Raw genomic sequence first — 19,075 nt, forward strand, 5'->3', positions numbered from 1 at the left:
CGGTCATCCAGAAAGTCCCAATCCGGACTGTACGGGCATCGGTGATTGTGTCTTGCGCTCTAAAAATCCGATCTCGTCCAGAAAGTACTTGGTTTGGAATGGACCCATTAACCCAGCCATCCGGTTGAGGTCGGCAGGCGTATCGATATCAAATCCGAATCCCGACAACGGCATCAACTCTAGATAGAGATCGTTTTGCTTGGCAAGGGCGATATGGGTATCTTTGCTGCTGTGTCCGAATCGGGGGGGCAACAATGTTGGCGGTGCCATTGCGAGGCTGTTGGTTCCCCGATCATCGTGTGAAGGCACGATCGTGACCGAACCGTTGTCCTGTATAGACCTGATCAAACCAGAAATCTCATCACTTGTCACAACAGGTATATCGCCGGGTATCGTAAATGCGCCAGTTATCTCTCGTCGATCAAGCTCAGTCAACCCGTAGGCAATGGCTTCATTGAGCCCACCATGACCTGGGTCTGCCAGAGATTCTACGCCAGCGCGACGGAGATGTGACATCGCTACGGAACAACTGGTGATCGCCAGAACACCTCCTATCGATGAGACGCTAGTCAGCGCAGACAGCACATCAGCCAGCATCACCTCGTACAACTGCCGTCGCTGATGTGGCGACAAAACCGGAGAAAGGCGTGAATTGGCCTCAGCAGCCGGTTTCAACGGCAGGATCGCCCACGGAAAATAATCGGCCATTGCGGTACCCGCTGCGGATTCGATAGACACTACCCGGCTATTGTCTCAGAAAACGAGATCACTTCGGTAGCCAAAAGCCGCTTATCTCGTTCGTTAGCCATATCGGTATCTGTAATCCGTACCTTAATGCCTAAATCCTCGATCGCACCCGATAACTCCCGATCAGCCGGGTCGATCACAATACCGTCCAGAATATCAGCGTAGTGTTGAGCCACCGTCAAGGTTGAGACCGCACACCCTAATTCCATCATGATTTTTGCGGTTGGACCCTTGAAGGCATGAGATTGAATCAACGGTGACACAGCAACCACCGGTGCAGGTGATGCTGCCAGACGGTGCCGCAAATCGGCGATCTCGAGTATAGGATCCAAACTCAGATAGGGATTTGATGGAGACAGTATCACTGCCTCCAGTCGATCTCCTGCAAGCAACCGACCGATCTCAGGCAAAAGCGTGGCTTGGGATGCACCTTGATAACGAAGGCCGGTTACCGGCGGCTCACATCGCTCACGGACAAAATATTCCTGGAAAGACAAGGTTCGGTCGGTGGTATCTATTATGGTCCGGACCTCATCATCGGTCGGCGGTACGAGTATTGCAGTAACGCCGAAGGCCCGGCACAGGTGCCGTGTGACCGCCGATAAAGTCTCTCCTTCACCCATGCGAACAGAGCGTTCCAGGTGTACCGCGAGGTCCCGGTCGCCCAGGCGAAACCAGTCGATGCCGCCGAGATCGGACAAAGTGTTCAGCACGGTCCACGACTCCTGCGCTCTACCCCAGCCTCGATCCGGATCTGCGACACCGGCCAAGGTATACATCAGCGTATCGAGGTCCGGTGAAATATGAAGGCCCCAGTGGCTGAAGTCGTCACCCACGTTACCGATGACCAGTAACTCTTCGCTGGACTGCTCGAGATATAGCCCGAGCGCAAGCTTGGCACCACCGACGCCGCCCGATAAAATCGCGTAACGACAGTCAGTGATATCGGCATCAACACTGTTCATCTAAAGAGGTCCTGGTCAACCGGGCGAATGAGCGACGAGGCTGACTGCTCATCTGATCCTGAACTGAATCCGCGGATCAACACCACGGGACTTTTTTCAGCCGCCTGGCCCTGTAACAAAGTTGCTGCACTCGCCAATTCATCGGCAATCGCTTCCTCACTGACCTTTAGCGACACACCAAACAGGTCGGGCTTTCCACGATGATCCTCCAGCGCAGTTACACCGGCCACACCTATGGCAAGGCTTGTGGTCCCCAGTCGCCAGGCCCGACCCACACTGTCGTTAATAATGATGCCGACACTGCTGCCGGTCTGCTGTTTGATACGCCTGCGATATTCCCGCGCGCTGCCATCGGGATCTTTTGGCAGCAGCAGCACCTGTTCGACAGTAGTGGACGGTGCCACGTTGGAGGCATCAATTCCGGCGTTTGCCAGAACAATCCCCAGTCGATGCGCAACAATGATCAGCTCTTCGATAGCGCGCAACACTTCCGTTGATTCTGACAATATCAGTTCAACCAGGCGGGGATCCTTAGAGGTCTTACGTGCGAGTTCATGCGCCTGATCGCCGGGTTCAACTTCGGCGAGATTAACCATGCGCCCTTCCGACTTCGAGACTATTTTTTGCGCGATGACCAGAATGTCCCCGGTTTTCAAGGCCAGGTCGTGTTCGGCCATTGCCACAAGAATCAGCTCAACAACATCACAATCTATATCGATCAGCGGGATGCCCGGTACAGCAGTCAGCAATAGGTCGTTTGACCCGTCCATTTATTTTATGAATGATTGCAATGCTTCACGGTAACCGTCAACGAGACTGGGGTCAGAAATATCCTGTCGAGCGGGTACATCAAACGCAGTATTGCTCACAAATGATTCCAGCGCTGGTCGTTCACCTTCGTAAATCAAACCAAGCGGTAATCGCCCCTGCTCCCTCAATTCTGTCATTCGAGTAAATGCCGCAGCTCGATCTTTTCTGTCATAGCCGGTGTCGTCATCGACGTTATAGACATTGGTACGCCACTCACGGTAAGTGTCGTTATAAGTGACGCACGGAGACAGTACTTCAAGGTATGCCATCCCGCGTCCTGCAGCGGTGTGTTTCAGTGCAGCGATAGTCAAGTTCAGCAATTGTGCAGGCTGGCCGCTATAGCCACGTGCAATGAATGTCGAACCCGGAATACTCAAGGCCAGTAGAACTGGGTCGAGGTCTTCTTCGATATTGCCCCGAAAGCCGGTCGTACTGGTCGGTGATGCCTGCCCTTTAGTCAGACCGTAAGTGCCGTTGTTCATCACGATATAGGTGATTCCAGGATTACGCTTGAACGCGTGGACCAGATGCCCAGCGCCAATAGCGTAACCATCACCATCACCCCCGACTGCAACGACGGTGAGGTCGGGATTGGCCAGCTTGCACCCGGTCGCCGTCGGCAGAACGCGACCGTGGAGCGCATGGTAGCCATAACAAGCTAGATAGTTCTGCAGCGACCCGGAGCAACCTATGCCGGCAATGATCATACGCCGATATTCGGGGACCGCCAGTTCATCCAATCCTTGTGTTAATGCCTCCAACACACCGAAATCACCGCAGCCTGCACACCAGATCGGTCGGGTAGGTGTGAAAGTCTCTGTCATGCGACCTTATGACTCCTTGATTCTAGGATTTCAATTGTTTTCTGAACCAAGTCATGTGCGCGCAGCGGCACACCGTCAAAGCCCAGGATACTGTGAATATGTGACTCGTCACCGCCATGGGCAACTATGAGCCGAGCCAGTTGTCCCGTCAAATTGTATTCAACAACGATGGTACAGCCCATACGGTGGGTAAATTCCGGCGTCTCATCTAGCATTGGCCACAATGTTCGCGGCTGATGATACTGAACCGATATACCCTTATCGTCAAGAATCTCCAGCGCCTCTGTAATCACGCCGTAAGTCATACCCACACCAATCAAACCAATATCAGCGGTTTCACTGCCGTGAGTGATCGCCGATGGTAGATCGGGTCGCATAGTATGCAATTTGGATTGACGCTTCCGCATCATACGGACGCGATTACCGGGATCTGTCGACACCTGCCCAAACTCATCGTGCTCATTTCCAGTTACCAAGGACATCCCCCCGGGCGTTCCTGGTGGTGCAAAAGGCGACACACCGCTGTCGGTAAACGCGTAGCGCTTATAGGTTTTGATAACTGCAAGTGCGTCATCATCCAGGCGATCACCTCGATTGATTACAACCCGCTGCGGGTCGATTGGGTCGATGGTGGCAAGGTTTTGCGACAGCCCCTGATCCAGCGCGATAAATACCGGAACCTGATACTGCTCTGCCAGATTACAGGCCGTTATTGTGATACCGAAGCACTCTTCTGGTGTACTGGGGGCAAGCACTACGCGAGGAAAATCGCCATGGCCCCCATAAACCAGTAAATTTATATCGCTCTGCTCAGGTTTAGTCGGCATGCCCGTACTGGGACCACTGCGCTGAGAATCAACCACGACCAGCGGGATTTCTGCCATCCCCAGTTGACCAATACCCTCCTGCATCAGAGACAACCCGGGCCCTGAGGTTGCAACCATCGTCCTCGTGCCCGTCAACGCTGCGCCGATTGCCATATTCACCACTGACAGTTCGTCTTCAGCCTGCCGCACGATACCTCCGAACTTGGGCAGCCATTTTTCAAGCCACTCCATGATATCTGTTGACGGCGTTATCGGATAGCCGGCGAAAAATCGTCCGCCCGCAACCACAAAACCGAACGCCACAGCTTCGTTGCCGGTAATCAACATCTGGGGGTGCGAATCGGTACTGACGATCTCGTAAAGACCGTTGTCAGCCGTCAGCCCAACCTCATCGGAAAGTTCGTGGCCGAGTTTCAAAGCGTCCAGATTGTATTTGAGCGCCTGTGCGCCCCGACGGGCAAATCGCTTCTCGAACGACTGGTGCATGTCGTCATCACTCAACCCAATCAAACGGCCGATGACCGCAGACGAAACACTGTTCTTGTAAATATCCTGGCGAAATTCCCGGATTGCGTGCCGACTGAATGGAATGCCGATCACCCGCGCTCCCTCAGGCACACCACTGTTGGGCGGTAGATCACCACCAGAATTGTCGTGAATCACAATACTTCGGTCATTGAGTCGGTGGGCGTTCTTTTTAATCGCAGATTGATCAAACACCACAATCAAATCGATCTGGCTACCGATCGCAAGGTGCTCCTCTTTAGACGCACGCAAGGTCGCAGTCACGATGCCCCCCTTGATACGCGACAGCACATCACGTTCTGTGTAAGCACGAAATCCGACTGATCGTAAGGCGTCTGCCAGAATATTGATGACAGTCAGTGAACCGTCGCCTCCCTGGCCCGAGACAATGATGCTTAGATCCTCAAGCCGTGGTCTAGCCCCGTTCATGAACCGTTCCCTGGCTTCTTCGCGGCTGTATCTTTCTTTTTGGGCGGTGGTGGAGGCAAAGGCCGCCATTCTTTTGCGGAATGGCCGTCCTCCCAACCCCGGTAATAGTGCTTGGGATCGAGATTTCCAATCAGTTCACGCTCTAAATGAGTGGGCATCAGCGCAGGCAAAGGCCGGTTGCGTTTATAACGCGCAAGACGGCTCAAAAGTTCTTTGGACTTGGGCATCTCGGAGAGTTCCTTGATCTCGACCCAACCGGCCTTGATCAGTGCCTGCCAGGCCCTGTGCCCAGTCTCTGTCCGAATAACCGTAAACGTCCAGCCGTTGAGTCCGATACCACCCAACCCGATGTCCGCATTGTCAGCAGCGTAATCCATACAATAAAGACAGGCAGGCCTGGCATACTTACCGAAAGCTTTCAGCGAACGGGTTTCTTCTCGGCCATCCCGCAACTTAATCTCAAGCCGGCCCTTGATATTGATATTGGTAACATCGCGCTTGGACACTCCCAGATCGTCCGCCAGCCAGTCCATACCCTTTTCGGTAAAGGCCTCAGAACAAAAAAGTCCAATCACCAGTCCGATGTTCTGCCTGTACCACTCAGCTACGTCCAGCCGAATACTGGAATATTGCTGCTGCCGTACACCGTCGACCTGGCACGGCACACCTACAACCGCCAGCGGTGCGATGCCCCGCTTCATGGCTTCGACCAGAACCAGTGTGTTTGGCTGGTAGGAATAGCGCGACCTGGCGCTCGCAATTACTTCCTCAGGGGTAGTCGCCAGATGGGCGTAACCCATCTGCGGATTGTCTGGATCTTCATTGCCCACCACCATGCCCTTTAACTGCCCTGTTTGCATACCATGTATACCAAGCGCTGAACAGATGCCTCCATCCTGACCGGCTTCCAATATGTATTCCTTTGTGGTACGCGCGAGTACACCGTAGGCGTAAGGCCCAAACCCATCGTCCATAACGGGTTGGCGCAATTCAATCTGCTGGGCCAGGTCCCGATCAGTCGGTCGCAAAACAGGACAAGCATCCACACATAACTCACAAAAAACACAGGCACTGTTTCGCACGTCGACCGGTTTCTCGTTCTCATAATCGAAAACATCAACCGGACATATCGTCAGGCACGCTGCACAGCCGATACACTTACCGGGATTGACCACCTCTTCCATGAGGAAGTCGACGGCCTTGAACCCTCCCCGGTTGTACTCCGAGCGCCAGGCGTATGCCCACTCATTCGGATCGGCACCCTCTTCAAGCAGTGCGTGGTAACGCTTCTGGACTTGTTTGGTTAAGTCATCTGTCATATTTAAATCAGGCGTGATGTCAACGTATAACCGGGTGGTTGTCGTTATGGCCTGTCTTAGTGGGTTGGTTTACACCGATCGGTCATGTAGTGGTTGTTGAAACACCGGTATTTTAACTGCTATGAGCTGCCTCAAGCTTCACCCACGTACCGGCAATTCAGTGATCAAACAATGTCGCATACTGATCGAGCAATGGCATGACTTCATCCTTGCTCTTGGACGGCACCTGGAACAGCACCCGTGTGACGCCCGCCTCCCGACACTTGTTCAAGTAATCTTCTTCAGGCAGTGCACGGAATACGCTAACCGGAATTGATGCGGCATCCCGATCTAGTTCTTCCGCACAGTTTCGAAGCTCTGCCATGCCCTTGTGCGGGTCTGCCATCGCCATATTTCCGCGCGGAAGCCAACCGTCGCAGAAGGACAGTACTCGACGTAGGGAATGCCGGGTGTCCCCACCCAGCAGCACCGGCGGATGCGGTTTCTGAACCGGTTTTGGCCACGACCACACCGGCTCAAACTGCGTAAATTCACCGTAATAGCTGGCTTCCTCCTGGGTCCACAGAGCTTTGATCGCTTTCACGCGATCAGCCATGACCTTGAATCGAGTCTCGTAAAGCGTCCCGTGATTCTCCATTTCGTCCTGGTTCCAGCCAGCTCCGATCCCCAGCTCGAATCTACCGCCCGAAACCAGATCCAGGCTAGCCGCTTCCTTGGCTGTAACAATGGGATCGCGTTGAGCCACCAGGCAGATCCCCGTTCCCAGACGCAGCGTATCCGTGACTGCAGCGGCAGTTGACAAGGCAACAAAAGGATCCAGTGTATGAGAGTATTCTTTGGGCAACGGCTCCCCGCCCGGAAATGGTGTACAGCGACTGACCGGGATGTGTGTATGTTCACACACGAACATTGACTCGAAGCCCCGCGTTTCAAGACCCATTGCCAGGTCCTGTGTTGATATTGAATACTCAGTCGGAAAAACAAATACCCCAAATTTCATATCGTAAACTCCTCCAGATTTTCTACAGTCAGTTAGATGATACCGTCACTGCGCAACCCTTGGATACGGGTTTCGCTGTAACCCAAGTCTTTAAGCAATGGCTCAGTATGCTCTCCCAGGCGTGGCGCCGGGTTTGACGGTGACTTGCCAGCACCTGCATGTACTGGATTTGCGACCAATCGATAATCCCCTTTCGTCGGGTGGGTTAAAGTCTGCAGCCGACCATGTTCTGTCACAAAAGGGTTTTCAAGCGCCTGGGCGATATCATTCACGGGTGCGACCGGGATGAGTCCGGACAACTTATCAAGCCACTGTTCAGTCGTTTGCGACGTCAGTGCCTCGTCGATCAGTTCGGTCAAATGGTCCCGGTGTACCAATCTTTCTTTAAAAGAACTGAACCGTGCATCTCCTTTCCACTGCGGTCTGGCAATCGCATCGCATAGAGCCAACCAGAATTTTTCTTTGTTGCACATAATGAACAACCATCCGTCAGCGGTGCGGTAAAGCTGACATGGCACCAGAGACGGATGTGCAGACCGAGGTAGACGTTCCTGCGTACTGCCTTCGTTGAGGTACCATGCTGCAAGATAATTGGTGTTTGCCAGAGCAAAATCAAACAGGCTGACGTCCATATCTTGGCCAATCCCGGTCGATCGTACACCCGTCAAGCCGGCCAAAATGGCATAGGCCAATCCAAGACCTGTCATAAAATCGACCACAGAAAGACCGAACCTCGCAGGCGGAGACCCAGGCTCACCCGTCAGCGAAAGATAACCCGCCTCGGCCTGCATGAGGTAGTCGTAGCCCGGCCAGTCGGCTCTCGGCCCTTCGCGGCCATACGCACTCAGGTGTGCACAGACAATAGCCGAGTTAACTGTATTGAGATCTTGATAGGTCAAACCCAACTTTTCGGGAACATCGCCGCGAAGATTTGAGCAGATAGCATCAGCCGACCTGACAAGGTCGTGAAATACTTCCTTAGATCCCGCTCTGCTCAAATCCAGGGTGAGGCTTTTCTTGTTTCGGTTTAGGGCATGAAAAAAGTAACTGTCCCGGTCTTCAAAAAAGTAAGGGCCGACGTCTCGGGAGATATCACCGCCGTCGGAAGGATTTTCAATCTTGATCACCTCTGCGCCGAGGTCAGCCAGAAACATCGTCCCGAACGGGCCAGCGCCATACTGTTCGACGGCGACGACTCGGACAGCTGCCAACGGCAACATCAACGGATCTTTAACGGGCTAACAGTCATACTTTTTTGCGCGCTACCAGTTGCTTGGAAATGATAATTCGCTGCAGTTCGTTGGTGCCCTCACCAATTGCCAGAAGCGGCGCATCCCTGTAATAGCGCTCAATATTGAACTCACGCGAATAACCATAGGCGCCGTGAATACGCATCGCATCAACACTGTTGCTGATGGCTGCTTCAGACGCATACAGTTTCGCCATGCCGGCTTCCATATCACAACGCTCGCCACTGTCATACGCCTGTGCTGCAGATTCTGTCAGAAGCCGAGCGGCTTCCACCCTCGTGGCCATATCCGCCAGCTTAAGCTGAATCGCCTGATGTTCGCATATGGGTTTACCGAAACTCTTTCGCACCTGGGCGTAGGCGATCGACTCCTCAAGACAAGCGCGGGCTAACCCAACACCCCGAGCTGCAATATTGATCCGCCCCAGTTCAAGACCTGACAGTATCTGCTGCAAGCCTCGCCCCTCCTCTTCGCCAACAAGATTGGCGCGTGAGACCTTGCAATCCTCAAACAACAACTCTGCCGTGTCAATTCCCTTGTACCCCAACTTATCCAGCTTTCGCACAACCGTAAAACCCGGTCCTTTCTCTATCAATAACAAACTCATACCGCGGTATGCGGGTTCGGCCCGCGGGTCTGTCTTCACCAGCACAGCCAGAATACCGCCCTCGGCACTGTTGGTTATCCAGGTCTTGGCCCCATTAACCACGTAATGATCATCTTCACCGACAGCCTGGGTTCGGATTCCCTGCAGATCAGTTCCACAGTCGGGTTCGGTCAGCCCGATTCCCCCTCGCAGTTCACCGGATGCAAATCTGGGGAGATAGTGGTTTTTCTGGCGTTCTGTGCCAAACCGCTGAACGGCAGCAGCCATAATAAGGTGGGAGTTGAATAGTCCTGATACCGACATCCACACTGCTGATATCCGCTCAACGATAGACGCATAGGTCGTGGCAGACAGTCCCAGACCACCATACTCGGTCGAAATCGTAGCGCCGAACAGTCCCAATTCAATCATTCGATCAACAATGGACTGTGGGTAGGTATCGCTGGCTTCCAACTCCCTGGCAACGGGACGCACATCTCGCTCCAGAAACCTGTCAACGGAATCCAGCATCATCGCCTCTTCGCTGGTGCGCATTTCTACACCACTCATGAATGGTTACCTCTTGCTGGCCTGAACCGACGACTGGTTAATCGTCCACTGCATAACCTCGTTTGGGCACGAGGAAAGCTCGTTGGTAGGTCATCACGACAGTTTCGTCGGCCTTCATCGCCGTGGTCTGGGCAGACACGATTCCCTGGGTCGGACGACTTTTGGACTCTCGTTTGTCCAGCACTTCCGATTCCGCATACAAAGTATCTCCAGCAAAGACCGGCGCGGTCAGCTTAATGTCAGTCCAACCCAGGTTGGCAATTGCTTTTTGGCTGAGGTCGCTCACACTCATGCCAGAGACGATCGATAAGGTCAATGCCGAATTCACCAATGGCCTGCCGAATTCTGTTTTAGCTGCATACTCAACATCGAAGTGGAGCGGATGTGTATTCATTGTCAACAGCGTAAACCAGGTGTTATCGGTTTCCGTGATCGTTCTTCCCGGCCGGTGTTCGTAAATATCACCAATCTGAAAGTCTTCGAAGTAACGACCATAGGACTCCCGATATCGTCCAGGGCCCACCTCTTTTCTTTCAACAACCATCGAAATGCAGTCGACCTAAACAGCCTTGAGCGCTGCTGCCTGCTGGGTACGCGTCAGGTCAAGCAGTCCGTGGATATTCTTTTGTCCATCGAGCCGGAGTATTCCTTCTGCCAGCCGGTCAAGGGTATCTGAGTCTAGATAAGGCGCAACAAGCGTATCAAACTTACCCCGCATCTCAGCATCACTCAGAAAATTATTTGGCTCGCCCTTCGGGTCAACCACCATCTGCTCAAAACTATTACCCCCGATATCCACTCGCGCTACGCCGCTCATGTTTGACGGATAATGCGCCTCAGCCCGGTCATCAACCACCGCTTTGACTTTCTTACACAGCGCCAGGGTGTCCTGATCATTGAGATGAGTTTCATAATCATCCCAGCCCATCCGCCCTTCACGAATAGCAACCGCACCGACGAAAGCCATTGAAAACTGGCCATCGACGTAGTTCTTCGGGTTTTGTTTTTCACTTTCCGGATCACCGATCAGGTTCCAGCCGGTCCGGGGCAATCCGACTTCTATGGCCTCGACGGCACGGTAGTCGACATCATTGGCCGCCCTGATCGCAATGAGTGCGTCAATCGCAGCATGGCCGTAACGACAGGAAGGATAGGGCTTTACTGCGATGTTCATGGTTTCATAGATCTCACCCAATCCTGCAGTCACCTCAGCGGGATTTGCATCGGGCGCATAGGCCTTAAGAAAACCACCTTTAGTACCTTCCAGCGACTCCCTGGATCCGATAAATCCTTTAGACGCCATCACCGCCGACACCAGTCCACCCATTGCGGCATAACCCACGTGAAAGGGCTTGTTCCAGGCTCCATCAACAAGGAACTGCATGGAACCCGCTGCCTGACTGCCGCAAAGCCCGAATGCGCTGACGATCTGATCGACGGTCAGTCCCAGAATGCTGCCAGCTGCAGCCGCAGCACCAAATACACCACAGGTTGCCGTTGGATGAAAACCCCGGTTGTAGTGTTCTGTGGGATTCAGCGCAATGCTGAGTCGGATCTGAACCTCGTAACCCGCCACAATGCCAGCGACAACGCGCTGACCATCGGCCCCGGTGATCTCTGCCGCGGCAAGTGCTGCGGGGACGATAGGGGCACTGGGATGGATTGAGCCCCGCGCATGGGTGTCATCAAAATCGAGTGAATGTGCAAGATTTCCGTTGTAAAACGCCGCTGCCGCGGGCGAGTAACTCCGCTCATCTCCAATCACCACTGCGTCACCGCCTGAAAGCCCAAGCACGTCCAGGGAGTCTGGCATGGCAGAATTCAAAGCGGCCGCATGGCGGGCCCGCAGCGCAATACCCACATGGTCCAACACCAGCAAGCGGGTGCGCTCAACAACATCTTGTGGNAGCTTGCTGAACTGAAGGTCAGCGACAAATTGTGCAAGGTTGGCAGTTTCTGATTTCATCTTGGTCACTCCGTTTCTGCTGTAACAAGATCGCAACAGTCGAACGCCAGATCATAATCGGCAATGGGTGCCGGGTCCAACCACAGCGGACCCTTAATACACAGCTTTTCTGTCGGCACTCGGCTTTTGCCGGCAAATCTTTCTAACATTCATGGCTGTTCGGACACGCCTGATTTTTCCAGTATCGCCTGTAACATAACATTGGCACCGGCAGTGGCCCACTCAGGCTTAATATCCTCAACCTCATTATGGCTGATGCCGTCAACACAGGGAATGAATATCATCGATGTTGGCGCTGTCTGGGCAACAAAGCAGGCATCATGTCCGGCACCGGTCACAATCTCCCGCGCCGAGTATCCCGCCTGCGCAGCACCTGCCCGCACAGCCGAGATACAGCTCTGGTCAAACGAAACCGGTGCATAGTAGAAGATCTGTTCCAAGTTGTATGCAAGTCCTGACTTCTGACAGATATCAGCCACGCTTTCGCGCAGCTCTCGATCCATCTGACTTAACACGTCATCATCAGGATGGCGGAAATCAACCGTGATGAAGGTCCGACCAGGAATGACATTTCTGGAGTTGGGGTAGGCGTCTATCATACCGACCGTCGAACAGGCCAAAGGAGCATGCGACAAACCGATCTCGTTAACCCGTCCGATGATCCGGGCAGCTCCAACAAGTGCATCTTTACGCCGATCCATCGGTGTCGGGCCGGCGTGAGACTCAACTCCGGTCAGCGTGATTTCGTACCATCTTTGCCCCTGTGCGTCGGTTACGATGCCAATAGTCGTTCCCTCTTCGACAAGAATTGGGCCCTGTTCGATGTGCGCCTCAAAATAGGCGTGCAGAGGACGTCCCATGGGTTCTGAGCCGGCATATCCGATTCTCTGCAATTCTTCTCCCATACTCCGGCCCTCGTCATCCGACCGGCTCAAACCATAGTCAAGGTCGTAAACCCCAGCGAAAACGCCCGAGGCGACCATAGCTGGGGCAAAACGGCTGCCTTCTTCATTGGTCCAACACGCCGCTTCAACAGAATGCTTTGTCTCTATACCCAGATCGTTCAGGGTCCGAATAACTTCCAGTCCGGTCAGCACCCCGTATACCCCATCAAATCGCCCGCCGGTTGGCTGGGTGTCCAGATGACTGCCGGCAATAACTGATGGCAATTCGGGTTCACTACCCGCACGACAAGCGAAAATGTTACCCATTTTATCTACAGAAATACTGCAGCCGGCTTCCTTGCACCAGCGTACAAAAAGATCGCGGCCGGCCTTGTCTTCATCGGTCAACGCCAGCCGGCAAGACCCGCCCTTTTCTGTAGCCCCGATCTGGGCCATGTCCATCAGGCTCTGCCATAAACGCTCGGCGTTTATCTGACGCGGTTTATCGTTTTTCATACATCTGCTCCTGGTCACTCTATGCAGGTCTTAAACCGTCCAACGCCCTGTGCAACACGCGGCACCGGCTAAATCAATTGTACAACCAGTAAAATGAACGCTGACTAGCGCTACCGTACATTCTGATTTCGAACAATCTTTCTAGCACTTGTCCCGGCACGGGTCAATTTCTCAACACTGCGGGTTCGATGGCCTGAGTACTTTTTTCACGGTAGGCTCGATGCATCTTGTCGAGTTTTCCTGAACCGCCATAGTGCATGAAAAAACAATGCAGTAACAACAACACTACCACCCAGTAGGGTTCTAATACCAGGCTCCTCTCCAATCACCAACCAAACCCACACCGGACCGATAATTGTCTCCAAAAGAGTTAGCATGGCCACCTCCGGTACTGGGAGATAGCGTGGCCCAAGAGTCACAAGTGCGAGCGCCACGGGCAACACAACGCTAGCCCCAATCACCAAAATCAACCATTGATGTAACCCCAAACTAGGAAACTGGGCAAATGGATAGGCGACAAACGCGGCTAACAATAGTCCCAAACCAGCGGCAGGAATCATATTGAGATCACGTCTACGACGAATCACTGTATACACGCCAGCAATAACAACAGCATTAATCAGTGCTAGCAGATCGCCCAGCCAGTTACCGGTAGTCACGCCACCACTTGCCACGACCACGAGGCCAAGACCTGCAGACCAGATGGCGAGCCATGTGGGTCGCTCGATCACATCATCCAGAAATATTCGGGTCAGGAGTGCGGCAATCAATGGTGTACTTGCAAATATGACAAGGACGTTCGCTACCGGCGTTCGCTCCAGCGCCAAGTAGAATGTCCAGCTTGCCGCACCCTCGAGCACGACCACTACTAGACCCCAGAAACCAATCATCAGTATGTGACGTACGAAATCTCTTCCACAGTAGAGGGAATATCCCACCAACATCAGGAGACCAGCAATCGTGCATCTATAAACAACAAGCGTGAAGAACTCTACATCGGCAAGTCGGATCAGCAAGGCATCTGGCGTAAAGATAAGAACACCTGCCAGTGTTAGCCAAAAACCTTTACGGTAATCAGAACTCAAGACATTCTCCAGTTTTCCCAGGGGATAGTCGGTGCTGTTACCACAACATCATATTAGGGACGCGTACCGTCCGGCAAAATACCATCGGCGCTCTAACCCAGAGAATGACTACGGTCAGTTAGAACGTTGGGCAATAAAACCCTCGATAGAATCGACCGGAACAGGGCCACCCTGAAAAGCAACGAGAATTCCACTGGGATTAAAGATCCTTATAGTGGGTGTACCCCGAAAAGGCTGACGGCTATGGGACAAGACGAAATCTGCAACCCCGTCTGCTTCCCCGATCAGAGACTTAAAGTCGTTACCTAACTCTTCCAACAGTGCCCAAGCACCACCGAAACCCTCTTGACCATCTATTGATAAACCTATGACTATGAACCTTCCACTTTGTTGTCGACGGGCCAAATCTGCATAGGTTGGTAATTCTTTCTGACAAATTGGGCACCTGAATGACCAGATCACGACAACAAGCCAGTGCTCTCCATCAAAATACTGCTCGATCGTTACGGGTTGGCCCTCGAAATTCTCGAACATCTGCTGCCCAAATGATCTCTCTGGGCAAAACATCAGCAATGCCGTACAGACAACAACCGCCAATATAGATCGCATCTCGTTTATGACTCACATCACTGGGCACGTGAGGCCGCAGACGACGACTGCGGCCCGTATCGAATAACAATCACAATACCCGCCACAGCAATAACGATACCCATCAGCGTTATCAAGGACACCCTTTGATCAAAAAGAAGCCAGTCGAATATAGCGGTAACGGGTGGCATCAAAAAGAAAAGACTAACCACGTTGGTTGCCGACTTTCGGCGAACCAGCCACCATAACAACGCGTAAGCACCTACTGAAAGCACCAAGACCAACCAGATTAATGAAAATACGAACGTACCGTTCCACTCGACGTGTCCATCTTCGAACTGGCTCGAGACCCACCACATCATCAGCGCAGCAACTATGAGCTGTATCATCGTACCCGAACGTAGATCGACAGAAGTGCAAAATCTTTTTTGATACAGCGTTCCAACACTGATACTCAATACACAGATCAGAGATAGAATCACTGCAGGCGCCCCACTGCTGATGCCGATGCCGACAAAATTAGGCATGATAACCAGAATCACGCCGAGCGTACCTAGAAAGAAGCCTCCCCATTGCCTGATATTCACGGTCTCACCCAAAATTGGGCCAATCAACACAGCCGTAATCACTGGTTGCATACCCACAACAACCGAGACAGTGGTCGGCGTTAGTCCCTGTTGGATCGAAGCAAACCCTCCATATAAATACAACCCATGGACCAAGACTCCGACGACAGCACAGTGCACCAAGTCACGCAGATTTGTCGGCAGTGGTGCACGACAGGCAACCACTAGCACGACCATGAATACTGCAGCCAGCGCGAACCGCAGCATCAGGAAGGTTCCTGCCTCGGCATACGGAAGACCTAGTCGCGCGCCGATATAACCTGTGCTCCACAAAACCACGAACAAACTGGGGGCACAAGCCAGCAACATTTGCTCCGTAACAGGTTTTGAATTTGGCATAGTCAACTATCTAAGCTGTATTCATCGAAATCTAAGAATACGAACGATTGCACACAAATAAGGACTGTTTTGTAGATAATACTGATTACAGTCCCACATAATTCCACTCACTAAAACTTATTGTCCGGATTCTAGACAGATGACAGATCATCCTTTTTCAATAGACGTTACACAAGAAACTTTTGAACATGAGGTTATCGATCGATCCAGAGAACTTCCTGTATTGGTTGATTTCTGGGCTGAATGGTGCAACCCGTGTAAGATGTTAGTGCCAATACTCGCAAAACTGGCTGACGAACTTGCCGGCAAGTTTCAACTGGCCAAGGTAGATACAGACAGCGAACAACAAATTGCAGCACAGTACGGTGTCCGCAGCCTGCCAACGGTGAAACTCTTTAAAGATGGGGAGGTTACCGACGAATTCATTGGCGCACTTCCAGAAAAATCGATTCGGGAGTTTCTTGAGCGGCACCTAGATCGACCAGCGGATGAGGCTCTGAAAAACGCCGCTGAACTGGTTGATAACGGTAATAGTTCTGAAGCCATTGCCTTGCTGCAGCAGGCTTTAGCCGACGATCCGGACTACGACAAACTCCAATTTAGACTGGCGTCGTATCAGCTTGCTGATGGAGACCCGACCGGTGCGCGGATTACCCTCAAAACAGTTACCCTGTCCAGACAGCAGGATGCCGAATACAAAGCGCTGCTGATAAAAATCGATATGAATGAACTCGCGGGGCCAGAATTCGACGCCGAGTCGCTCAGAATGCAGATCGCCTCTGCACCTGACAACTACGAAGTACGCCGACAACTCAGCACACTTCTTTTTCTAGAGGACGACATCGACGGTGCCATGTCCCAGGCCCTGGAGATCGTCAAGGGTGGTCGTAAAGAATTCAGAGACTCCGGGCGTGAAGCGCTGTTACAGATGTTCGAAGCCCTGGGTAATTCAAACGAGCACGTCGTTCGTTATCGACGCCTGCTGGCCCAAGCATTAAACTGACCGCAGCAGGGTACAACCGGACTGTCACGCAAAACAGTCAATTGAGAGATGCGCTCTCGAACAATGTCAGTAGGTCACAACGCTGCGTATAGACTTACCCTCGTGCATCAGATCAAAGGCTGAATTGATTTCTTCCAACGGCATTGTGTGTGTAATCAGGTCATCGATATTGATCTTTCCATCCATATACCAGTCAACAATCCGCGGAACCTCTGTCCGACCTCTGGCACCACCAAAAGCAGTGCCTCTCCAGACTCTGCCGGTTACCAACTGAAACGGCCGGGTAGCTATCTCAGCGCCTGCAGGTGCGACACCAATAATGATACTTTCACCCCAGCCCTTGTGGCAGCACTCCAGCGCCTGGCGCATTACTTCTACATTGCCGATACATTCAAAGCTGTAGTCTGCACCGCCCCGCGTGAGATCGACCAGATGCGCAACCAGGTCGTCTTCTACCTCGCTTGGATTGACAAAATGGGTTACGCCGAACTTTTCCCCCAGAGACTCACGCTCGGGATTCAGGTCAACACCGATAATCATGTCGGCGCCAACGAGCCTTGCGCCCTGAACAACGTTCAGGCCTATACCGCCTAGGCCGAACACGACTACATTTGACCCAGGTTCTACCCTGGCAGTATTAATCACCGCACCGATGCCGGTGGTCACACCGCAACCGATGTAGCAGACTTTGTCAAACGGCGCATCAGAGCGGATTTTGGCGACAGCAATCTCAGGTAATACGGTGTAGTTTGAAAACGTCGATGTGCCCATGTAATGGAATAGTTTGTCATTGCCCAGTGAGAAACGACTGCTTTCATCCGGCATCAAGCCACGCCCCTGCGTTTCACGAATCGCCTGACACAGATTTGTTTTGCCCGAGGTGCAGTATTCACACACGCGACATTCCGGCGTGTAAAGTGGGATGACGTGATCGCCCTCGCTCAGCGTGGTCACGCCCTTCCCGACTTCGACCACCACACCGGCCCCTTCGTGTCCGAGTATGGCAGGGAAAAGACCCTCCGGATCTTCTCCAGAAAGGGTAAACGCATCGGTGTGACACACACCCGTCGCCCTGATCTCCACCAAAACCTCTCCTTCGCGAGGCCCGTCTACATTAACTGTTTCAATGCTGAGTGGCTTACCGGCCTCGTGGGCAACAGCGGCACGACTGGCTATCATGATGTAACTCCTGATTTTTGTTTAAGCAGTCAATTTCGCACAATTATAGCGAACCTGGGTTGCAGCCAGAATCCGCCGATGACTGAGCGACCTCGACGGCTTTCATGCCCAGCTCGAAGCAAGAATCCGTCCCTGACTAACCGCGGGGATGGTGCTCAGCATGCAGTGCCTGCAGACGGGCACGTGCGACGTGGGTATAGATTTGCGTTGTTGAAAGATCGGAATGGCCCAGCAGCATCTGCACACTGCGAAGATCTGCGCCATGGTTAAGAAGGTGGGTAGCAAAAGCATGCCTGAGAGAATGTGGCGACAGCGCGTCGCCCACACCAGCCACGGTCGCATAGCGTTTGATCAATTGCCAGAACGCTTGCCGCGACATCGGGCCGCCTCGGCGCGTGACAAAAACCGCTTCGGAAACCCTGTCTCCCAGTAACTCGGGTCGGGCATCATTCAGGTACTGCCCCAGATACGTAAGTGCCTCCTCGCCAAGTGGAACGATACGCTCTCGCCCCCCTTTCCCGGTCACTCGCACCAGGCCCGCAGTGGCATCGAGTTCACTCAGTGTCAGATTTACCAGTTCTGAAACCCGCAACCCGGTGGCATAGATCGTCTCAAGCATCGCTCGATCTCGAATACCGAGTGCTGTGTTTTCAGTCGGCGCCGCCAGAAGTTGCTCTACACTGGATTCAGACAGTGTCTTAGGCAGTGCTTTGCCGATAACCGGGGATTGTAGATCTGACGTCGGATCTGTCTCAGCTATTCCCTCCCGGGCAAGATGACGGTAAAAACGGCGCAGGCTCGATAGCTGCCGTGCTGAAGATCTTGCACTGATCCCCGAGCGGACTGTGTGCGCCAGATAGTCAAGAAGCTCAGACTTGGAAACTTTTTCCATAGAACGCTTCTGTTTTCCTAGCCAATTGGACACCTTCCTCAGGTCCGACCGATAGGCCGCCAGGGTGTTGGCGCTTAACCCGGATTCCAGCCAGACTGCGTCTAGAAACTGATCGATTAGCTGGAAATTTCGTTTTTCAGACATC

The 19,075-nt window shown here is 52.9% G+C and carries 18 protein-coding genes; 1 reads left to right on the forward strand and 17 read right to left on the reverse strand.

Annotation, left to right across the window (positions count from 1 at the left end; genetic code table 11):
- Positions 1 to 3: 3 nt before the first annotated feature.
- From cofC to MK323_00730, 15 genes are all read right to left on the reverse strand, one after another.
- Positions 4 to 738, reverse strand: a complete 735-nt coding sequence (gene cofC, locus MK323_00660; GenBank protein MCH2480678.1) for a 2-phospho-L-lactate guanylyltransferase — start codon at positions 736 to 738, stop codon at positions 4 to 6.
- Positions 738 to 1,712, reverse strand: a complete 975-nt coding sequence (gene cofD, locus MK323_00665) for a 2-phospho-L-lactate transferase (protein ID MCH2480679.1) — start codon at positions 1,710 to 1,712, stop codon at positions 738 to 740. Before cofD ends, cofC begins: the two co-directional genes overlap by 1 nt.
- Entirely contained in the window at positions 1,709 to 2,482 is a 774-nt protein-coding gene (gene cofE, locus MK323_00670; protein ID MCH2480680.1) for a coenzyme F420-0:L-glutamate ligase, read from the reverse strand. The genes cofD and cofE overlap by 4 nt, the downstream gene beginning before the upstream one ends.
- Positions 2,483 to 3,346 (reverse strand): thiamine pyrophosphate-dependent enzyme, encoded by an 864-nt coding sequence (locus tag MK323_00675; GenBank protein ID MCH2480681.1) that lies wholly within the window; start codon positions 3,344 to 3,346, stop codon positions 2,483 to 2,485.
- Entirely contained in the window at positions 3,343 to 5,127 is a 1,785-nt protein-coding gene (locus MK323_00680; protein ID MCH2480682.1) for a 2-oxoacid:acceptor oxidoreductase subunit alpha, read from the reverse strand. Before MK323_00680 ends, MK323_00675 begins: the two co-directional genes overlap by 4 nt.
- The gene (locus tag MK323_00685) at positions 5,124 to 6,446 is read right to left on the reverse strand and encodes a Coenzyme F420 hydrogenase/dehydrogenase, beta subunit C-terminal domain (GenBank protein MCH2480683.1); all 1,323 of its coding nucleotides are present in this window, start codon (positions 6,444 to 6,446) and stop codon (positions 5,124 to 5,126) included. Before MK323_00685 ends, MK323_00680 begins: the two co-directional genes overlap by 4 nt.
- Positions 6,447 to 6,603: 157 nt before the next feature.
- Positions 6,604 to 7,446, reverse strand: a complete 843-nt coding sequence (locus MK323_00690) for an LLM class F420-dependent oxidoreductase (GenBank protein ID MCH2480684.1) — start codon at positions 7,444 to 7,446, stop codon at positions 6,604 to 6,606.
- Between the two features lie 32 nt (positions 7,447 to 7,478).
- Positions 7,479 to 8,666, reverse strand: coding sequence for a CoA transferase (locus MK323_00695; GenBank protein MCH2480685.1), 1,188 nt, complete (start codon positions 8,664 to 8,666; stop codon positions 7,479 to 7,481).
- 25 nt (positions 8,667 to 8,691) lie between these two features.
- A complete protein-coding gene (locus tag MK323_00700) occupies positions 8,692 to 9,852 on the reverse strand; it encodes an acyl-CoA dehydrogenase family protein (GenBank protein ID MCH2480686.1) in 1,161 nt (386 codons plus the stop codon).
- 37 nt (positions 9,853 to 9,889) lie between these two features.
- Positions 9,890 to 10,396 carry a MaoC family dehydratase gene (locus MK323_00705; GenBank protein MCH2480687.1) on the reverse strand — a complete coding sequence of 169 codons (507 nt, stop codon included), beginning with the start codon at positions 10,394 to 10,396 and terminating at the stop codon, positions 9,890 to 9,892.
- A 15-nt stretch (positions 10,397 to 10,411) separates the two neighbouring features.
- Positions 10,412 to 11,818, reverse strand: coding sequence for an MmgE/PrpD family protein (locus MK323_00710; GenBank protein MCH2480688.1), 1,407 nt, complete (start codon positions 11,816 to 11,818; stop codon positions 10,412 to 10,414).
- 149 nt (positions 11,819 to 11,967) lie between these two features.
- A complete protein-coding gene (locus MK323_00715) occupies positions 11,968 to 13,218 on the reverse strand; it encodes a Zn-dependent hydrolase (GenBank protein MCH2480689.1) in 1,251 nt (416 codons plus the stop codon).
- 206 nt (positions 13,219 to 13,424) lie between these two features.
- Entirely contained in the window at positions 13,425 to 14,303 is an 879-nt protein-coding gene (locus MK323_00720; GenBank protein ID MCH2480690.1) for a DMT family transporter, read from the reverse strand.
- Positions 14,304 to 14,417: 114 nt separating this feature from the next.
- Complete coding sequence (locus MK323_00725; protein MCH2480691.1) at positions 14,418 to 14,912, reverse strand: TlpA family protein disulfide reductase; 495 nt, start codon at positions 14,910 to 14,912, stop codon at positions 14,418 to 14,420.
- A gap of 17 nt (positions 14,913 to 14,929) precedes the next feature.
- Positions 14,930 to 15,856, reverse strand: a complete 927-nt coding sequence (locus tag MK323_00730) for a DMT family transporter (GenBank protein MCH2480692.1) — start codon at positions 15,854 to 15,856, stop codon at positions 14,930 to 14,932.
- Between the two features lie 139 nt (positions 15,857 to 15,995).
- On the opposite strand from MK323_00730, the gene trxA reads away from it, so the two are divergent.
- Positions 15,996 to 16,859, forward strand: coding sequence for a thioredoxin (trxA, locus tag MK323_00735; protein MCH2480693.1), 864 nt, complete (start codon positions 15,996 to 15,998; stop codon positions 16,857 to 16,859).
- Between the two features lie 66 nt (positions 16,860 to 16,925).
- On the opposite strand, the gene MK323_00740 is transcribed toward trxA, so the two are convergent.
- Together MK323_00740 and xerD are read right to left on the reverse strand one after the other, a co-directional pair.
- Positions 16,926 to 18,035, reverse strand: a complete 1,110-nt coding sequence (locus MK323_00740; GenBank protein MCH2480694.1) for an S-(hydroxymethyl)glutathione dehydrogenase/class III alcohol dehydrogenase — start codon at positions 18,033 to 18,035, stop codon at positions 16,926 to 16,928.
- 139 nt (positions 18,036 to 18,174) lie between these two features.
- Entirely contained in the window at positions 18,175 to 19,074 is a 900-nt protein-coding gene (gene xerD / locus MK323_00745) for a site-specific tyrosine recombinase XerD (GenBank protein MCH2480695.1), read from the reverse strand.
- Between the last annotated feature and the right edge of the window lies 1 nt (position 19,075).

This window comes from Gammaproteobacteria bacterium (assembly GCA_022450155.1).
Taxonomy (GTDB): Bacteria; Pseudomonadota; Gammaproteobacteria; order Arenicellales; family UBA868; genus REDSEA-S09-B13.

Excerpts from the sequence above, each read along its gene's own strand:
- cofD (MCH2480679.1), bottom strand. The coding sequence starts at position 1,712 with ATGAACAGTGTTGATGCCGATATCACTGACTGTCGTTACGCGATTTTA.
- cofE (MCH2480680.1), bottom strand. The coding sequence starts at position 2,482 with ATGGACGGGTCAAACGACCTATTGCTGACTGCTGTACCGGGCATCCCG.
- MK323_00675 (MCH2480681.1), bottom strand. The coding sequence starts at position 3,346 with ATGACAGAGACTTTCACACCTACCCGACCGATCTGGTGTGCAGGCTGC.
- MK323_00680 (MCH2480682.1), bottom strand. The coding sequence starts at position 5,127 with ATGAACGGGGCTAGACCACGGCTTGAGGATCTAAGCATCATTGTCTCG.
- MK323_00685 (MCH2480683.1), bottom strand. The coding sequence starts at position 6,446 with ATGACAGATGACTTAACCAAACAAGTCCAGAAGCGTTACCACGCACTG.
- MK323_00690 (MCH2480684.1), bottom strand. The coding sequence starts at position 7,446 with ATGAAATTTGGGGTATTTGTTTTTCCGACTGAGTATTCAATATCAACA.
- MK323_00695 (MCH2480685.1), bottom strand. The coding sequence starts at position 8,666 with ATGTTGCCGTTGGCAGCTGTCCGAGTCGTCGCCGTCGAACAGTATGGC.
- MK323_00700 (MCH2480686.1), bottom strand. The coding sequence starts at position 9,852 with ATGAGTGGTGTAGAAATGCGCACCAGCGAAGAGGCGATGATGCTGGAT.
- MK323_00705 (MCH2480687.1), bottom strand. The coding sequence starts at position 10,396 with ATGGTTGTTGAAAGAAAAGAGGTGGGCCCTGGACGATATCGGGAGTCC.
- MK323_00715 (MCH2480689.1), bottom strand. The coding sequence starts at position 13,218 with ATGAAAAACGATAAACCGCGTCAGATAAACGCCGAGCGTTTATGGCAG.
- MK323_00725 (MCH2480691.1), bottom strand. The coding sequence starts at position 14,912 with ATGCGATCTATATTGGCGGTTGTTGTCTGTACGGCATTGCTGATGTTT.
- MK323_00730 (MCH2480692.1), bottom strand. The coding sequence starts at position 15,856 with ATGCCAAATTCAAAACCTGTTACGGAGCAAATGTTGCTGGCTTGTGCC.
- trxA (MCH2480693.1), top strand. The coding sequence starts at position 15,996 with ATGACAGATCATCCTTTTTCAATAGACGTTACACAAGAAACTTTTGAA.
- xerD (MCH2480695.1), bottom strand. The coding sequence starts at position 19,074 with ATGTCTGAAAAACGAAATTTCCAGCTAATCGATCAGTTTCTAGACGCA.